This window comes from Sphingomonas sp. (assembly GCF_030145815.1).
GTDB lineage: Bacteria > Pseudomonadota > Alphaproteobacteria > Sphingomonadales > Sphingomonadaceae > Sphingomonas.
The window spans coordinates 66,498-80,479 of record NZ_JAIXHL010000007.1 but is presented as its reverse complement, the minus strand read 5'-3'; the positions used below and the strand labels follow the sequence as shown (position 1 = coordinate 80,479).

The 13,982-nt window shown below is 65.9% G+C and carries 19 protein-coding genes; 9 read left to right on the top strand and 10 right to left on the bottom strand.

The genetic code is table 11. From position 1 onward, the window contains the following. The first annotated feature begins 75 nt into the window (after positions 1–75). The 3 genes from KYX69_RS07940 to KYX69_RS07930 are packed head-to-tail and all read left to right on the top strand — an operon-like array spanning position 76 to position 1,675. A complete protein-coding gene (locus KYX69_RS07940) occupies positions 76–558 on the top strand; it encodes a UPF0262 family protein (protein ID WP_300495830.1) in 483 nt (160 codons plus the stop codon). Beyond that, entirely contained in the window at positions 555–1,229 is a 675-nt protein-coding gene (locus tag KYX69_RS07935) for a GH25 family lysozyme (RefSeq protein WP_300495828.1), read from the top strand. The genes KYX69_RS07940 and KYX69_RS07935 overlap by 4 nt, the downstream gene beginning before the upstream one ends. Continuing rightward, positions 1,226–1,675, top strand: coding sequence for a cytidine deaminase (locus tag KYX69_RS07930; RefSeq protein WP_300495826.1), 450 nt, complete (start codon positions 1,226–1,228; stop codon positions 1,673–1,675). Before KYX69_RS07935 ends, KYX69_RS07930 begins: the two co-directional genes overlap by 4 nt. Here the strand turns inward: KYX69_RS07930 and KYX69_RS07925 are convergent. Continuing rightward, a complete protein-coding gene (locus KYX69_RS07925; RefSeq protein ID WP_300495824.1) occupies positions 1,672–2,124 on the bottom strand; it encodes a hypothetical protein in 453 nt (150 codons plus the stop codon). The two genes, KYX69_RS07930 and KYX69_RS07925, sit on opposite strands and share 4 nt — an antisense overlap. Before the next feature lie 122 nt (positions 2,125–2,246). Between KYX69_RS07925 and dcd the strand changes: the two genes are divergently transcribed. Then, positions 2,247–2,801, top strand: a complete 555-nt coding sequence (gene dcd, locus KYX69_RS07920; RefSeq protein WP_260480770.1) for a dCTP deaminase — start codon at positions 2,247–2,249, stop codon at positions 2,799–2,801. 187 nt (positions 2,802–2,988) lie between these two features. Here dcd and KYX69_RS07915 read toward each other — a convergent pair whose 3' ends face one another. The 5 genes from KYX69_RS07915 to KYX69_RS07895 form a co-directional block, all read right to left on the bottom strand. Further along, on the bottom strand, positions 2,989–3,351 hold the full coding sequence (locus KYX69_RS07915; protein ID WP_300495820.1) for a tetratricopeptide repeat protein: 363 nt from the start codon (positions 3,349–3,351) through the stop codon (positions 2,989–2,991). 170 nt (positions 3,352–3,521) lie between these two features. Next, on the bottom strand, positions 3,522–3,950 hold the full coding sequence (locus KYX69_RS07910) for a biopolymer transporter ExbD (protein WP_300495818.1): 429 nt from the start codon (positions 3,948–3,950) through the stop codon (positions 3,522–3,524). A gap of 24 nt (positions 3,951–3,974) precedes the next feature. Further along, positions 3,975–4,448, bottom strand: coding sequence for a biopolymer transporter ExbD (locus KYX69_RS07905; protein WP_300495817.1), 474 nt, complete (start codon positions 4,446–4,448; stop codon positions 3,975–3,977). Positions 4,449–4,551: 103 nt separating this feature from the next. After that, positions 4,552–5,316 (bottom strand): MotA/TolQ/ExbB proton channel family protein, encoded by a 765-nt coding sequence (locus KYX69_RS07900; RefSeq protein ID WP_300495815.1) that lies wholly within the window; start codon positions 5,314–5,316, stop codon positions 4,552–4,554. A gap of 74 nt (positions 5,317–5,390) precedes the next feature. Then, positions 5,391–6,071: an energy transducer TonB gene (locus KYX69_RS07895; RefSeq protein ID WP_300495813.1), complete on the bottom strand. Its 681-nt coding sequence runs from the start codon at positions 6,069–6,071 to the stop codon at positions 5,391–5,393. Positions 6,072–6,297: 226 nt separating this feature from the next. Here KYX69_RS07895 and KYX69_RS07890 point away from each other — a divergent pair, with 226 nt between their 5' ends. Further along, positions 6,298–7,137: a hypothetical protein gene (locus KYX69_RS07890; RefSeq protein ID WP_300495811.1), complete on the top strand. Its 840-nt coding sequence runs from the start codon at positions 6,298–6,300 to the stop codon at positions 7,135–7,137. A 165-nt stretch (positions 7,138–7,302) separates the two neighbouring features. On the opposite strand, the gene KYX69_RS07885 is transcribed toward KYX69_RS07890, so the two are convergent. Beyond that, positions 7,303–7,674: a dihydroneopterin aldolase gene (locus KYX69_RS07885; RefSeq protein ID WP_066659688.1), complete on the bottom strand. Its 372-nt coding sequence runs from the start codon at positions 7,672–7,674 to the stop codon at positions 7,303–7,305. 67 nt (positions 7,675–7,741) lie between these two features. Then, positions 7,742–8,374: a glutathione S-transferase N-terminal domain-containing protein gene (locus KYX69_RS07880; RefSeq protein ID WP_300495808.1), complete on the bottom strand. Its 633-nt coding sequence runs from the start codon at positions 8,372–8,374 to the stop codon at positions 7,742–7,744. 94 nt (positions 8,375–8,468) lie between these two features. Between KYX69_RS07880 and KYX69_RS07875 the strand changes: the two genes are divergently transcribed. Beyond that, a complete protein-coding gene (locus tag KYX69_RS07875; protein WP_300496035.1) occupies positions 8,469–8,951 on the top strand; it encodes a GNAT family N-acetyltransferase in 483 nt (160 codons plus the stop codon). A 250-nt stretch (positions 8,952–9,201) separates the two neighbouring features. Here KYX69_RS07875 and KYX69_RS07870 read toward each other — a convergent pair whose 3' ends face one another. Continuing rightward, positions 9,202–9,762: a T6SS immunity protein Tdi1 domain-containing protein gene (locus KYX69_RS07870; protein WP_300495806.1), complete on the bottom strand. Its 561-nt coding sequence runs from the start codon at positions 9,760–9,762 to the stop codon at positions 9,202–9,204. 190 nt (positions 9,763–9,952) lie between these two features. On the opposite strand from KYX69_RS07870, the gene KYX69_RS07865 reads away from it, so the two are divergent. Genes KYX69_RS07865 through KYX69_RS07855 form a run of 3 tightly spaced genes read left to right on the top strand, consistent with a single transcriptional unit; the run spans position 9,953 to position 12,308 of the window. Next, positions 9,953–10,516 (top strand): DUF1285 domain-containing protein, encoded by a 564-nt coding sequence (locus KYX69_RS07865; protein ID WP_300495804.1) that lies wholly within the window; start codon positions 9,953–9,955, stop codon positions 10,514–10,516. Beyond that, positions 10,513–11,115 carry a CoA pyrophosphatase gene (locus KYX69_RS07860; protein ID WP_300495801.1) on the top strand — a complete coding sequence of 201 codons (603 nt, stop codon included), beginning with the start codon at positions 10,513–10,515 and terminating at the stop codon, positions 11,113–11,115. Before KYX69_RS07865 ends, KYX69_RS07860 begins: the two co-directional genes overlap by 4 nt. Before the next feature lie 35 nt (positions 11,116–11,150). Next, positions 11,151–12,308, top strand: coding sequence for a CCA tRNA nucleotidyltransferase (locus KYX69_RS07855; protein WP_300496032.1), 1,158 nt, complete (start codon positions 11,151–11,153; stop codon positions 12,306–12,308). On the opposite strand, the gene KYX69_RS07850 is transcribed toward KYX69_RS07855, so the two are convergent. Then, positions 12,278–13,942, bottom strand: a complete 1,665-nt coding sequence (locus tag KYX69_RS07850) for an EAL domain-containing protein (protein WP_300495799.1) — start codon at positions 13,940–13,942, stop codon at positions 12,278–12,280. The genes KYX69_RS07855 and KYX69_RS07850 overlap by 31 nt on opposite strands. Between the last annotated feature and the right edge of the window lie 40 nt (positions 13,943–13,982).

Below are 13,982 nucleotides of genomic sequence, written 5' to 3'. Positions count from 1 at the left end.
CGCCGCCGCGGCTCAACCCGCCACAGCCTGTTTATCCTGTGGACGAGACACCCGCGCGCCCGGTAGTGGCACAGCATGGCCGACCCCCGGATCATCGACGTCACGCTGGACGAGCGCACGATCCTGTGGCGCTCGGCGGATATCGAACAGGAGCGGCGGATCGCGATCTTCGACCTGATCGAGGAGAACAGCTTCGCGCCGCAACGCGCCTATCCCGATGGCTATGCCGGGCCGTACCGCATCGCGCTGTCGGTGCCGGAGGGGCGGTTGCAGCTGGACATCAAGCGGGAGGATGACAGCGCGCTGGAGAGGCTGATCCTGAGCCTCGCCGCATTCCGCCGCCCGATTTGCGATTATTTCGCGATCTGCGACAGCTATTTCCAGGCGATCCGCAGCGCGACGCCGACACAGATCGAGACGATCGACATGGCGCGGCGCGGCATTCACGACGATGCCGCGCGGCTGTTGATGGAGCGGCTCGACGGCAAGATCGCGGTCGATCACGCGACCGCGCGGCGCTTGTTCACGCTGATCTGCGTGCTCCATATCAAGGCATGAAGGCATTGCGCATCTGGGGCGGGGTCATCCTGGCGCTGGCGCTGGTCGGCGTGTGCGCGTGGATGTGGGCGATTGCCTGGGCCCCGGCGCGCAGCGACTATGCGCAGCAGGGCATCGACGTGTCGGACGAAGCGGGGAAGATCGACTGGTTCACCGCGCGCAGCAGCAATCTCGATTTCGCCTATGCCCGCGCGACCGTGGGCGCCGATGTGCGCGACGCGCTGTTCGCGGAAAACTGGGCGGGGATTTACGAGGCGGGGATCCGGCGCGGAGCGCTGCACGCATTCTCCTTGTGCCAGCTGGCGAGCGATCAGGCAGGGAACTTCACCGCGACCGTGCCGCGCGATGCCGATGCGCTGCCGGTGGCGATCGATCTGGCGTTCCGCGACGATTGCCCCGCCCGGCCCGAGCGCGACGTGGTGCTGGTCGAGCTGCGCCAGCTCGCCGCGACGATCGAGACGCATAGCGGCAAGCCGGTGATCCTGCGCATCAGCCCGGATTTCGAAGCGCATTATCAGGTGAGCGGCGCGATCGATCGGCCGCTGTGGAGCACCGGCATGTTCTTTCCGCCGGCCTATTCCGCCCGCCCGTGGCGGCTGTGGCAGGCCAGCACCATCCGCCGCATCGAAGGGGCCGAGCGCCCCGTAAACTGGAACGTTATCGCCCCATGACCGACACCGAAGCCCCCCGCCTGATCGCCGCCGCACGCGACGCCGCGCGCAATGCGCATGCGCCCTATTCCAACTTCGCGGTCGGTGCGGCGCTGTTGATGACCGATGGCAGCATCGTGACGGGCTGCAATTTCGAGAATGCGAGCTACGGCCTGTCGCTGTGCGCCGAGACGGTTGCGACGGCGAAGGCGAATGCCGAAGGACGGCTGCGCGAGGTGGTCGCGGTTGGGATCATCGGCGGCATGATGACCGACGGCGTGGCGCAGGGCAGCGACCCGATCCGTCCGTGCGGGCGGTGTCGTCAGGTGCTGAACGAGGCGGCGCAGCTGGGCGGGCGCGATCTTGCGGTGTTCTGCGCTGGGGCTGAGGGCGACGCGTATGAGACGCACCGGTTGAGCGATCTGTTGCCGCATGCCTTCGGGCCGGGGGATTTGGGGATTGGCTAAGCGGGGTTGTTGACGGGCAATCCGGTCGCTTTCGCCACCTTGCACGAGACCTCATCCAGCGTTGCCATCAAGCGGTTGATCCGCGACCAGGACGCGGCGCATTCCGGCGCATAGCGTGTCGTGAGATACTCACGCCCGTCATGGAGCGCGCGCAAGTGATCCGCAGTCCGTTTGCGAAGCACGATGCCGAAGGCGAATGCGAGCGCGCACCGGCGCGCGAGGTCGTGTTGAAGGGCGCGAATCGCAGCAGGTTCAAGGCCGCGATATAGCAGCAGGCCGTTCAGCTGCAGTTCGATCGCCTGAAGCGCAAGAAGCCGTGCGGGCGCCCAGGTCGCAGGATTACCACGCTGGCCGCGCTGCAGGAGGTGGTGCGCGGCTGCGCGATACTCTTCCGCCAGCGCGAGCACTTGCTCGGCACTGGCGTCGGTCCCGGGGTAGATGGGCCGCATCTCCATTGCAGCAGCATGGTTCGCCAAAATTCAACACGGGGTTAAGGCGCCGCTACAGCGGTGACGCTTGCTCTTTAAAGAACGGCACGCGAAAGGTGGTCGCTGCTGGGTAGGGACTATTGATGAGCATTCTTTCCGACATCTGGATTCGCGAACAGGCCACGCAGCACGGCATGATCGAGCCGTTTGTGGAGGCGCAGCGGCGGGAGGGGTGTATCTCTTACGGCCTGTCGTCGTACGGCTATGACGCGCGGGTGGCGGACGAGTTCAAGATCTTCACCAATATCGACAGCGCGGTGGTGGACCCGAAGGATTTTTCGTCGACCAGTTTCGTCGATCGCCAGACCGATGTGTGCATCATTCCGCCCAACAGTTTCGCGCTGGCACGGACGGTCGAGTATTTCCGGGTGCCGCGCGACGTGTTGGTCATCTGCCTTGGCAAATCGACCTATGCGCGGTGCGGGATCATCGTCAACGTGACGCCGTTGGAGCCCGAATGGGAGGGGCATGTCACGCTGGAGTTTTCCAACACTACGCCATTGCCCGCTAAAATCTATGCCAATGAGGGCGCGTGCCAGTTCCTGTTCCTCAAGGGGAACGAGCCGTGCGAGACGAGCTATGCCGACCGGGCGGGCAAATATATGGGCCAGCGCGGCGTGACGTTGCCGCGGTTGTAGGGGAATTCGAACCCCATAATCCTTCCCCGCAAGGGGGAGGTGTCGCCGTAGGCGACGGAGGGGGAGGACGGCTTCGTCCTATCCCTCTTGCCCCCATCTCCGCGTGTTGGCTTCCTCCCCCTCCGTCATGCTGCGCATGCCACCTCCCCCTTGCGGGGGAGGATTGAGGAGCGGAAGCCCGATACCCTTACCGGCGCGCCATCTGGCCGGCGTCGAGCAAGCGGATGCCGCGTTGGGCGACGGCGTGCGAGGCGGTGACCTGACCATCCGCCACGTCCATCGCCACCGGCTTGAGTGCGAGCACGCGATGATAGAGCGCGCGCGCTTCGGCCACCCGCCCGGTGCGCGCATAGACGGCAGCAAGATTGAGCATCACTTCCGGACGCGCGGGGAAGATGCGCTGTTCGGCGAGCAGCTTGCGCTCGGCGAGATCATAGTCGCCCGCCGCGATCGCGAGATGGGCATTGGGTTGTTCGGCAGATTGGGCCTGCACCGCCGGGGTCATCGCCAGCGGTGCAGCCAGGACAATCGATGCGAGGATCTTATGCACTGCACGCTCTCCTAATATTACAGTTCAATGACACATTGGTGTCATTAATGTTTCAGGGGCGCAAATGCGTTGATTGCAATCGTCACGGTCAGCCGCAAGCTCTTGGCAGCACAATAAAAAAGGGCGGCCCGAGGGCCGCCCTTTGATGTCCGTTCGGTTCGCCGCAGCGATCAGAACGCTGTCCGGTACTGCTCATTCCCGACAAAGCCGAGCTTCGTCACGGCCGACCGCTTGATCACCGCCAGCACCTCGTCAACGCGCTCATAGCGCGCCTCGGGGTTCGGCTGGAAGTGCAGCTCCGGCTCCGGGCTGATCTGAATACTCTGGTCGAGATACTGCCGCAGCGTCACCAGATCGATCTCGCTGCCGTTCCAATAGACGCGACCATCGGGTTCGATCGTGACCTTGTTCTTCTGCGGTTGGACTGGGTCCATCGGTCGATCCGGCGAAGGCTGAGGAAGATCGACCTTCACCGCGTGCGACTGGGGCGGGATGGTGACGATCAGCATGATGAGGAGGACGAGCATGACGTCGATCAACGGCGTCGTGTTCATCTCCATCATCGGCTCGCCATCACTCTTACCGGCGCTCATTCCCATGGTGTGTACTCCTGAACTTCGGGCTTACTGGGCGCCCAGTTGCGGCTGCGAGATGAAGCCGACTTTGACGAAGCCCGCGCTCTGCATGGTATAAACGACGCCGCCGATGCACTTGTACGGCGCGTTGGCGTCGCCGCGGATGTGCACTTCGGGGATATCGTCCGGCTTGAGATTGGCCTTGCCGACCCGGTCGACCACCGCCTGCAGATTGTCGCTTGCACGCTTCAGCAGTTCCGCGCTGGTGATCGGGGTCATCTGCCAGAACACCTGGCAATTGCCGCTCGCATCGCCGCGCACCGCAAGCAGGACGTTCTCCGGCTTGGTTTCGGTCGGTTCGAACGCCACCTTGGGCAGTTCCAGCTCGACCGACTGAATCGCGACGGGAATCGCGATCAGGAAGATGATGAGGAGAACCAACATGACGTCCACCAGGGGCGTCGTGTTGATGTCCGACATCGGTTTTTCTTCGGCGCCATCGCCGCCTACACTCATCGCCATTGGCGCAATCCTATCTTTCGCATCCTGTCCCCGGACCCAGATGGTCCGGCGGGTGACCGTGCGGCGCGGCTGCCCGCCACCGCACGGTCAATCAGTCGAAGCTTCAGGCCTTGGCAGTGGTCGCGACCGGCGGCGCCTTCGGCGCAGCCTTCGCACCCTTCACGGCCGGACGGACGCGACCGTCCGACGCCAGGTGGCCAAGCACGTCGTTCGAGAACGAACCCAGCTGTTCGGCGATCCGCTTGTTGCGGGCCTGCAGCCAGTTATAGGCAAGCACGGCCGGGACCGCGACGACGAGGCCGAGTGCGGTCATGATGAGCGCTTCACCGACCGGGCCGGCGACGGTGCCGATCGACGCATCGCCCGCCGCACCGATCTTGATCAGCGCGCGGAAAATGCCGACGACGGTACCGAACAGACCGATGAACGGAGCGGTCGAACCCACGGTCGCGAGGAAGGCGAGACCGCCGCTCAGCTGCGAGTTGATCGCGTCTTCCGAACGCTTGAGCGAGCCGTGCAGCCAGTCATGCGCTTCGATCGGATCGGTCAGTTCCTTATACTGGTCCTGCGCGAGCAGCGCATCGTCGACGATCTGGCGATAGGCCGAGTTCTTTTCGAGCTTCGCCGCGCCTTCACGCAGACTGCCCGACTGCCAGAAGGTCGCCCGGACGCGCTGATACTGGTTCAGCACCTTCTGCTGCTCGAACACCTTGGTGAACAGGATGAAGAGCGAGAAGAACAGCATGACGGTCAGGATGGCGGCGGTGCCCCAGGCGATCACGCCGCCTTCGTTCATGGCGTGCAGGATGTCGAAGTTCGTGGCGGGGGCCGGTGCGGCAGCGGCTCCGGCGAGGATGGTGGTGAACATGTGCGGTTCTTTCCCTATCAAATAACGATTGTGATGTCGGTGTCCGGGTCAGGCGTGCGGAGCACGCCCGCCCATCAGTCTTCGAGCTGCCAGCGGAAACGGAGCGACTTGGATCCACCTGCGACCGGGTTCCCCGCCGCGTCGAGCGCGGGCGAGTAGCGACCACGACGGGTCACCAGGCTGCAGGTCGCGGAATCCAGCGCGGACGAACCCGACGAGTCGGTCACCCGGCAATTTTCGATGCGCCCCTGGGCGTTGATCGAAAAGGTGATGCCGACCGAACCCTCGTCGCCGGCACGACGTGCGGCGGGCGGATAGTCGTCCGGCGTGACCCACGACCCCGGATTGCCACGCGCGGCAGCGGCCTTGCTGATCGCAGGCGGCGGCGGCGGTGCGGGCGGCGCCGGAGGTGCCGGCGGCGCAGGTGGCGTCGTCGGCTGGAATGGCGGCGGGGTCGGCGACGTCTGCATCGGCGGCGCCTGAGTCGGCGTCTGCACGAGCGGCGGCGGCGCAACCACGGTCGTCGGCGGTGGCGGCGGGACCGGAGAATCCGGCGGCGGCGGCGGCGGAGGCACTTCCTCAGGCGGAGGTGGCGGCTCCTGGACCTCGAAGACTTCCATCTCCTCGGCCTTTTCCTTGATATATTTGTAGGCGAGCCCGGTCACGAACACGTACCCGAGAATGGCGAGGATGACCGAGACGACCACGATCGCCACGATCCGACTGCCTCCTACATCACGATCTGCGTAGGCCATTCAGCAACTAAACTCCTTCATTCGCCGCGCCGTTGCCCGGCACCCTGGCATCATTGTCGGCGTGGCTCTCCCGGTCGGGCAATCGTAAGACCGACCGGCGGCGGCGCGAGTCCTATCGCGGCGGTTTGCGCGACGCAAACGCTTTGTCGGACGTAATAAACGTATAATCCGCACGTGGCAGAAATATTTCTGTATGCTGCTGGGACATTGCCTTAGAATGAATGGCATGTTTCGTCCCCGTATCGTATCGCTTTGTGCCGCATTTTTCGCGGCTTCCCCGGCGCTGTTGCCGCCCGCCGCGGCGCAGCTCGTCGCCGAATCCGGGGTGGTGCTGCCACCCTATGCACAAATTGCGGATCGGGTGGTCGGTGCGCCGGCGATCCTCGACGTGCGGATTCGCAGTGCGACGCGAATCAAGGGGCCGGAGGCCGCCAACGTCGCCGCAGGGCACCAGCGATTCTATGTCGAGGCGGATGTGCTGGCGCTGATTCGCGCCGATGCGCCGCTGCCGACGCGGGTTGGCTATGTCGTCGATGTCCCGCTCGATACGCGCGGGCGAGCACCCAAGCTCAACAAGCGCCGCGTGCTGCTGTTCGCGCGCCCGGTCGCGGGTCAGCCGACGATGATTCAGCTCACCACGCTCGACGGACAGCGCGACTGGAGCGCCGAGCTCGACGCGCTGATCCGGCGGATCGCGCGCGAAGTGGTCGCCCCGGATGCGCCGCCGGCGATCACCGGCCTGGGCAATGCGTTTCATGTGCCGGGATCGCTGCCGGGCGAAGGCGAGACCCAGATTTTCGTACAGACCGCCAATGGCGCGCCGATCTCGCTGTCGATCCTGCGCCGGCCGGGCGAGCAGAAGCGCTGGGCAGTGGCGCTGGGCGAAATCGTCGACGATGCCGCCGCCGCGCCGGCGCGCGACACATTGCTCTGGTATCGCCTCGCCTGCGGCCTGCCGCGCGCGCTGCCCACGAGCAGCCTGGCGGACGAAGATCCGGCGAATATCGCGGCGGCGCGGGAGGATTACCGGTTCGTCCTGGAGCAGCTGGGGCCGTGCCGGCGGTAAGTTAGGCGACTTCTCAATCCTCCCCGGCACGGGGAGGGGGACCAGCGAAGCTGGTGGAGGGGGCCCGAGGCAAGGGACTCCGGTGCCTCGGGCCCCCTCCACCACGCCGCTTCGCGTCGCGGTCCCCCTCCCCGTTCCGGGGAGGATTTATAGATGGATCGCCCCTTACTTCCGATACCGCACCAGCGTGATGCCGATCCGCTCGTCCGCCTCGGCAATGGCGAGCTTGACGATCTCGACCTCGACCCGCTGGATGCGTGCGTCGCCGGTCATCAGCGTTTCGACGATATGATCCGCCACCCCCTCGATCAGGGTGAAATGCACGCCCTGCGGCAGCGCGCCGGTCGCGGCGTGCTTGAGGTCGAGATAGGATTTCGATGCGTCGAGCGGCGTGTCCGGCCGGAACGGGTCGCCCGGCGCCATGTCGACGGTGATCGAGATGCGCAGCGGCTGAGGCAAATGCGTCTCTTCGGAATAGACGCCGGTGAGAACCTGAACCTCGAGATCGCGAACCTGAAGCTGAAGAAGGTCGTGCAACGAAAAACCCCTCGGGGAAACTGATCGCGCGCCCATAGGCCCGGCCCCCGCAAACGGCAATGGCCGTTCAGGCCGACGCGCTGGGCCGGGCGCTTGCGTCGCCATGCCAGCGGCGCAGGTTGCCCAGATGCTCCGGCACCGCGAGCTTCGCAGCACGCGCGAAATCCACGGTCACAAGCGCGGTGATGTCGGCAAAGCTATAAGCCTCACCCGCGATCCACGGCCGGTCGGCCAGCCGCGCGTCGAGCGCCTCGACAAAGCCATCCCACATGATCGCGCCGCGCGCGGCGAGTTCGGGGATCTGCGCGACGCTGAGCCCGGCATTGGGGATCGCATGATCCTTGAACGCGCTGGTGGTGTTGCGCAGCACATAGACGACGGCGGCATAGCCATCCCCCTCGATCCGCCGGGTCCAGCTTTCGATCCGGCCAATCTCGATCGGCGTGCGCCCGAACAGCGGCGGCTCCGGATGCAGCGCCTCGAAATAGCGGCAGATCGCCGCCGATTCGCACAGCACCTCGCCATCGTCGAACTTCAGCGCGGGCACCGCGCCGCGCGGGTTGATGCGCAGATAGGCGTCGGCAAGATGCTCGCCCGAGCGCAGATCGACCGCCTCGCGCGGCACCTCTACCCCCTTTTCGGACAGGAAGATGCGGACCCGGCGCGGGCTGGGTGCCCAGGGTGCGTCATACAGCTTCACCGATGTGTCCCCTTATTCCGCTATGCCTGACGTGCGTTCGGGGCTAAAGGCGCGCGCCCCCGGCGTCCATCCCCCGGGCTGCTGGAGATTGCCACTGTTCGAGCTGGTGCCCCTGTCGGACGTTTATCGGGACGCGGTCGAACATCTGCTCGACCGGGTGTTCGGGGACGATCGCCATGGCCGCACCGCCTATCGCCTGCGCGACGGCGTGGCGGCAGTTCCGGCGCTGAGCTTTGCCGCGGTCGAGGCCGGGACATTGGTCGGATCGATCCAGTGCTGGCCGGTCGAACTGGCGCGCGACGATGGCAGCGTGACGCCGATGGTGCTGGTCGGCCCGGTCGCGGTCTCGCCCGAGCGGCAGAATGTCGGAATCGGCCGCGCGCTGATGTGGAAGGCGATCGCGGGCGCGGGCGACGCCGTGCTGATGCTGATCGGCGACCATGACTATTATGCGCAATTCGGGTTCGATGCCGCGCGGACGGGTGCGTGGCGGCTTCCGGGGCCGTTCGAGCGGGAGCGGCTGCTGGCGCGCGGTCCTGCGCCAGACATGCCTGGAGTGGTGGGGCCGCGGCGGTAGGGCGTAAAGTCATCAATGGCGGCTATCAGGATGGCGGTCGAATGGCTGCGGTCGCGCGGGAAGCGGGCATACCCTACCCCCGTCATGCTGAACTTGTTTCAGCATCCACCCTTCCATCCGCTGCTGCGTCGCCTGCGGGGACGTGGACCCTGAAACAAGTTCAGGATGACGGAGTAGAAGGACGGCTGCTTCCGCTCTCGGGCAGGCAGTGTCATCGCGGCAACGGCGGAAAGTGGGTGGAAAGCTGCCATTAGGGTAAGATAGTCACCTTGCCGATTGGAGTTCCCGGCGGCAGATCCTTTACTTGTTCGTGGAGCTGCCCCGCTATGTGAAGCTTCACGACGAAAGAGAGCTTCTCCATATCACTGACGTCCATCTTTCCACCGATGATGGGAGCGAGCTTGAAATCGTAACACTCGCCGGGTTCGAGCAAGAGTCCCCGGTTCCGCGCCCCAATGACTAAGCCCCCTAACAACAGACTGTCCCTAGCGTCCGCATCCTGCAGCGTAGCCGTAAGGTCCGGGAGAGAAGCGGCTACCTTTGAAAGCTTCCCCTCTATCGTGTCGATCTGGTGGATTGCACCAACGTCGTCCCGGAAGAACACTTCCCCGAACGCGGAGACAGCAATGGCCGTGAGGCCGGACAGCCCCACCCAGCGCCAACCGTCGAGACCGCGCAATATATCGACGGCTGGTATGTCGATGAAGAGGTGGGCAAGCTCCGGTGGCCCGCCGATTGAAATCAACTCGACCGGAAGGTCGATGTCCCCCGCATCCTTACGCTTACCGCTGAACCAATCCGTCAGACCCATAGCGCCTCCACGGGCCAAGCTTGGCCGCTCGCGCTAATGTCCGCAACGGGGTCGTTAGCCGATCTGCCGGTTATTTGATTCTACGACCTGTTTAGCCCGACGTTCAGTCAACGCCGCCAATGCCCCCGGGGCGAAGATCGCTGACCCCGACCCTTTACCCCGACGCCCAAAAGCGCCTAACGCCACTCCAATGCCGATGACCCCGCCCCCCGACCTCGCCAGCCTGTCGCTCGCCGAGATTGCGCGGCTGGCGGACGAGCAGAAACTGCCCCCGGTCGACAGCTGGAATCCCGAGCATTGCGGGCATAGCGACATGCGCATCGCGCGCGACGGGACGTGGTTTCATCAGGGGTCGCCGATCGGGCGCCCGGCGATGGTGCGGCTATTCGCGTCGATCCTGCGGCGCGAACCCGATGGCCGCCATGTCCTGGTCACCCCCGTCGAAAAACTCGACATCGAGGTCGAGGACGCGCCGTTCGTCGCGGTCGAGATGAAGGTCGAGGGTGCGGGCGACGCGGCGCGGATTGCGTTCCGGCTGAACACCGGCGACCTGATCCCGGCCGGGCCTGAGCACGCGCTGCGCTTCGAGGAGCATGACGACGGCCCTCACCCCTATCTGCACGTGCGACGCGGGCTGGAGGCGCTGGTGGCGCGGCCGGTTTATTATGAGCTGGCGGCGCTGGCGCTGGAGAATGGCTCGAACCCGCCGGGGGTGTGGAGCAACGGCGCGTTTTTCGCGATGACCCCGGCATGACGCTGGCGGAGCGGCTGCGCGCCGCGCTCGATGCCGAGCATGACGATGCGCCCGAGCTGATCGTCGGCGATGTGCTGGACGAGGCGATCGCGGCGGATGGCGTGCCGATGCCCGCCGCCGTGCTGGTCGCGGTGACCGACCGCCCCCGCCCCGGCCTGATCCTGACCCAGCGCACCGACACGCTGCGCCGCCATGCCGGGCAGGTCGCCTTTCCGGGCGGGCGGATCGACGCGGGCGACGCCGACGCGACCGCCGCCGCGTTGCGCGAAGCGTGCGAGGAAATCGGGCTGGAGCCGGATGCCGCGCAGGTGGTTGGCCTTGCCGACCGCTACCGCACCGTCACCGGGTTCGAAGTGCAGCCGGTCGTCGCGGTGATCCCGCCCGATCTGGTTCTGACACCGCAACCGGGCGAGGTCGCGGCGATCTTTGAAGCGCCGCTCGACTATGTGCTCGACCCCGCCAACCAGCTGCAATCCAGCGTCGAGTGGCAGGGTCGCGATCGGCATTATTACGAGATCATGTGGCAGGAATTTCGGATCTGGGGCGCGACGGCGGCGATGCTGGTCAATCTGTCGCGGCGGCTGAAGTGGACAGCGTGAAGCTCCCCGATGCGCCGTGGCGGCACTGGCCGGGGCTGGACCGGCTGACCGCTGCGCTGGGGCCGGGCAATGCCCGCGTGGTCGGTGGCGCGGTGCGCGATACGCTGCTCGGCATCCCGGTGTCCGACGTCGATATCGCGACGCCGCTCGACCCGCAGGAGGTGATCCGGCGGCTGGAGCGCGCCGGGATCAAGGTCATTCCGACCGGGCTGGCCCATGGCACGGTGACCGCGGTGAGCAGCGGGACGGTGGTCGAGGTGACGACGCTGCGCCGCGACCTCGAAACCGATGGCCGCCACGCCACCGTCGCTTTTACCGATGACTGGAAGGAAGACGCCGCGCGGCGCGATTTCACGATCAACGCGCTCTACGCCGATCCGGCAACAGGTGCCGTGTTCGACTATTTCGACGGGCTTGCCGATCTGGAGGCGCGGCATGTGCGCTTTATCGGCGATCCGCTGCGCCGCATTGCCGAAGACCATCTGCGCATCCTGCGCTTCTTCCGCTTCCTCGCCCGGTTCGGCGACAGCCCCGATCCGGCATCGCTCGACGCCTGCACCGCGCGCGCCAACGACCTGATGGCGCTGTCGCGTGAGCGGATCGCGGACGAACTGCTCAAGCTGGTCGTCGCGAAGGACGCGGTGCGCGTGATCGCACTGATGCTGGAGCGCGGAATTTTTCGCCCCGTCATCCCGGAAATCGTTGCGGTCGAACGACTTGCGCGGGTCGCGGCGCTGGAGGCGGAAGCAGGGCTGGAGCCGGACCCGATCCGCCGCCTCGCCGCCCTGCTGCCCGCCGATGCCGCCGTCGCCGAATCGGTCGGCGCACGGCTCAAGCTCTCCAACGTCCAGCGCAAGCGGCTGATCGCGGCCACGGACGCCGACCTGTTCGGCGCCCCCCGCGCCGCCGCCTATCGGCTGGGGCGAGACGAAGCGATCGACCGGTTGTTCCTGTTCGATTGCCCGACCGCCGTGGCGGATGCGCGCGACCTGACCGGGTGGGACATTCCGCGACTGCCGATCAGCGGCGGCGCGTTGATCCAGCGTGGTCTATCCAAGGGTCCGGATGTCGCCCGCGCGCTGCGAGCGGTGGAAAATCAGTGGGTAGCCGAGGATTTCCCCGGTGACGACCGTGTCGCGCAGATTGCCGACGCGGTGGCGGATCAGGCGTTGCGTTCGAGCAGCAGCGAATAAGCCTGATCGATGCAGAGCGGGCGCGAATAGAGGAAGCCCTGCCCGTAATTGCAGCCCAAAGCCGCGAGCGTCTGGGCGAGTTCATTGGTCTCGATCCCCTCGGCCGTGGTCTGCATGCCCAGTGCCTGAGCGAGGCTGAGGATCGCGCGGACGATCGCCACCTTGTCGCGGTCGGCGAGCATGCCGGAGACGAAGCTGCGATCGATCTTGAGCACGTCGATCGGCAGTTTCTGAAGATAGGCGAGGTTCGAATAGCCGGTGCCGAAATCGTCCATCGCCAGCGTGGTGCCGAGGTCCTTGAGCGCCTGCATCGTCTGGGCGATGCGGTCGGGATCGGTGACCAGTGCGCTTTCGGTGAGTTCCAGCGTGATCTTGCGGCCATCGACGCCATTGGCCTCTAGCGCGGCCTGAACCATCGGGGCGATCTGGTCGCGCTGCAACTGGATCGCTGACAAATTGACCGCGACCTTGACCCCGCAATCGCCGCCCGCGCGCGCGTCCCATACCGCCATCGCCCGCGCCGCTTCGTGCATTGCCCAGCGACCGAGCGGGACGATCAGCCCCGACTCCTCGGCGACCGGGATGAACTCGACCGGGGACAGTGCGATGCCGCTTTCGGTGGTCCAGCGCGCCAGCGCCTCGAACGACACGATCTTGCCCGAGGCCAGGTCGCAGATCGGCTGGAAATTGAGTGCCAGCGCGCCATTATCGATCGCACGGCGCAGCTCGGTCTCGATGCTGAACTCCTGCCGCACCACGTCGAATGCGCGGGTCTGATAGACTTCGGTGCGGCCCGATTTCTTGGCGCGCTTCATCGCAAATTGTGCGTGGCGGATCAGTTCTTCGGCGTCGCCGCGCTCCCCCTCGCCGATCGCGATGCCGATCGCGCAATCGACGCGGATCTCGAAATCGGACAGGCGGAACGGGCTGGTCAGTGCATTCTGGATGCGCTTGGCGACATGCAGCGCGTCCTGCAGCCCCTCATCGAGTTCGAGGCGGATCGCGAATTCGTCGCCACCGGTGCGCGCGAGCACGTCATGGCCGCGCAGCGCGCCCTTCACCCGACGCGCGACCGAGATCAGCAGCTCGTCGCCGGCTAGGCCACCCATGCACGCGTTGATGCGGCTGAACCGGTCGAGATTGATGACCAGGATCGCGAATCGCTCGATCCCGCCCTGCTCGATCTCTGCCTCCAGATCCTCACCGAAGCCTGCACGGTTGGGCAGGCCCGTGAGGCTGTCGGTCAGCATTTCGCGGCGCAGACTGCGCTGGGTGCGCAGTTCGGAGGTATGGTCGATCAGCGTGACGAGGCAGCGGCCATTGTCGCGTTCGGTGCTGCGGCGGGCGAAACGGACGCGGAAGAAGCGCGCATCGACCGCATCGCCCAACTCCCAGTCGAATTCGCAATCATTGGTATCCGAATCGAGGAAACTGCCGATCCGCGCGCCGAGCTGGCGAATCACCGGCGAGAGATCGGCGGTGGTGCCAAGGCCGGCGAGGCGGAAGGGGCGGTTGACCGATTCGAAGACCAGCCCGTGCGCCCCGCGTTCCACAACTGCGGCAGGAATCGGGAGCAAATTGAGCGTTTGCGCGGTGCTGGACGGGCCGAGGACACGCGGATCCGGCCCCGTCACTGGGACGGGCACGGGGACTGGCTTGTCCTTCCGGCGGCGC

What these genes read in the sequence shown, in the direction of transcription:
- KYX69_RS07910 (WP_300495818.1), bottom strand. Translation starts at nt 3,950, where the DNA reads ATGGGAATGAGCGCCGGTAAGAGTGATGGCGAGCCGATGATGGAGATG.
- KYX69_RS07930 (WP_300495826.1), top strand. Translation starts at nt 1,226, where the DNA reads ATGACCGACACCGAAGCCCCCCGCCTGATCGCCGCCGCACGCGACGCC.
- KYX69_RS07940 (WP_300495830.1), top strand. Translation starts at nt 76, where the DNA reads ATGGCCGACCCCCGGATCATCGACGTCACGCTGGACGAGCGCACGATC.
- KYX69_RS07900 (WP_300495815.1), bottom strand. Translation starts at nt 5,316, where the DNA reads ATGTTCACCACCATCCTCGCCGGAGCCGCTGCCGCACCGGCCCCCGCC.
- KYX69_RS07860 (WP_300495801.1), top strand. Translation starts at nt 10,513, where the DNA reads ATGACGCTGGCGGAGCGGCTGCGCGCCGCGCTCGATGCCGAGCATGAC.
- KYX69_RS07895 (WP_300495813.1), bottom strand. Translation starts at nt 6,071, where the DNA reads ATGGCCTACGCAGATCGTGATGTAGGAGGCAGTCGGATCGTGGCGATC.
- KYX69_RS07870 (WP_300495806.1), bottom strand. Translation starts at nt 9,762, where the DNA reads ATGGGTCTGACGGATTGGTTCAGCGGTAAGCGTAAGGATGCGGGGGAC.
- KYX69_RS07865 (WP_300495804.1), top strand. Translation starts at nt 9,953, where the DNA reads ATGCCGATGACCCCGCCCCCCGACCTCGCCAGCCTGTCGCTCGCCGAG.
- KYX69_RS07925 (WP_300495824.1), bottom strand. Translation starts at nt 2,124, where the DNA reads ATGCGGCCCATCTACCCCGGGACCGACGCCAGTGCCGAGCAAGTGCTC.
- KYX69_RS07890 (WP_300495811.1), top strand. Translation starts at nt 6,298, where the DNA reads ATGTTTCGTCCCCGTATCGTATCGCTTTGTGCCGCATTTTTCGCGGCT.
- KYX69_RS07905 (WP_300495817.1), bottom strand. Translation starts at nt 4,448, where the DNA reads ATGGCGATGAGTGTAGGCGGCGATGGCGCCGAAGAAAAACCGATGTCG.
- dcd (WP_260480770.1), top strand. Translation starts at nt 2,247, where the DNA reads ATGAGCATTCTTTCCGACATCTGGATTCGCGAACAGGCCACGCAGCAC.
- KYX69_RS07935 (WP_300495828.1), top strand. Translation starts at nt 555, where the DNA reads ATGAAGGCATTGCGCATCTGGGGCGGGGTCATCCTGGCGCTGGCGCTG.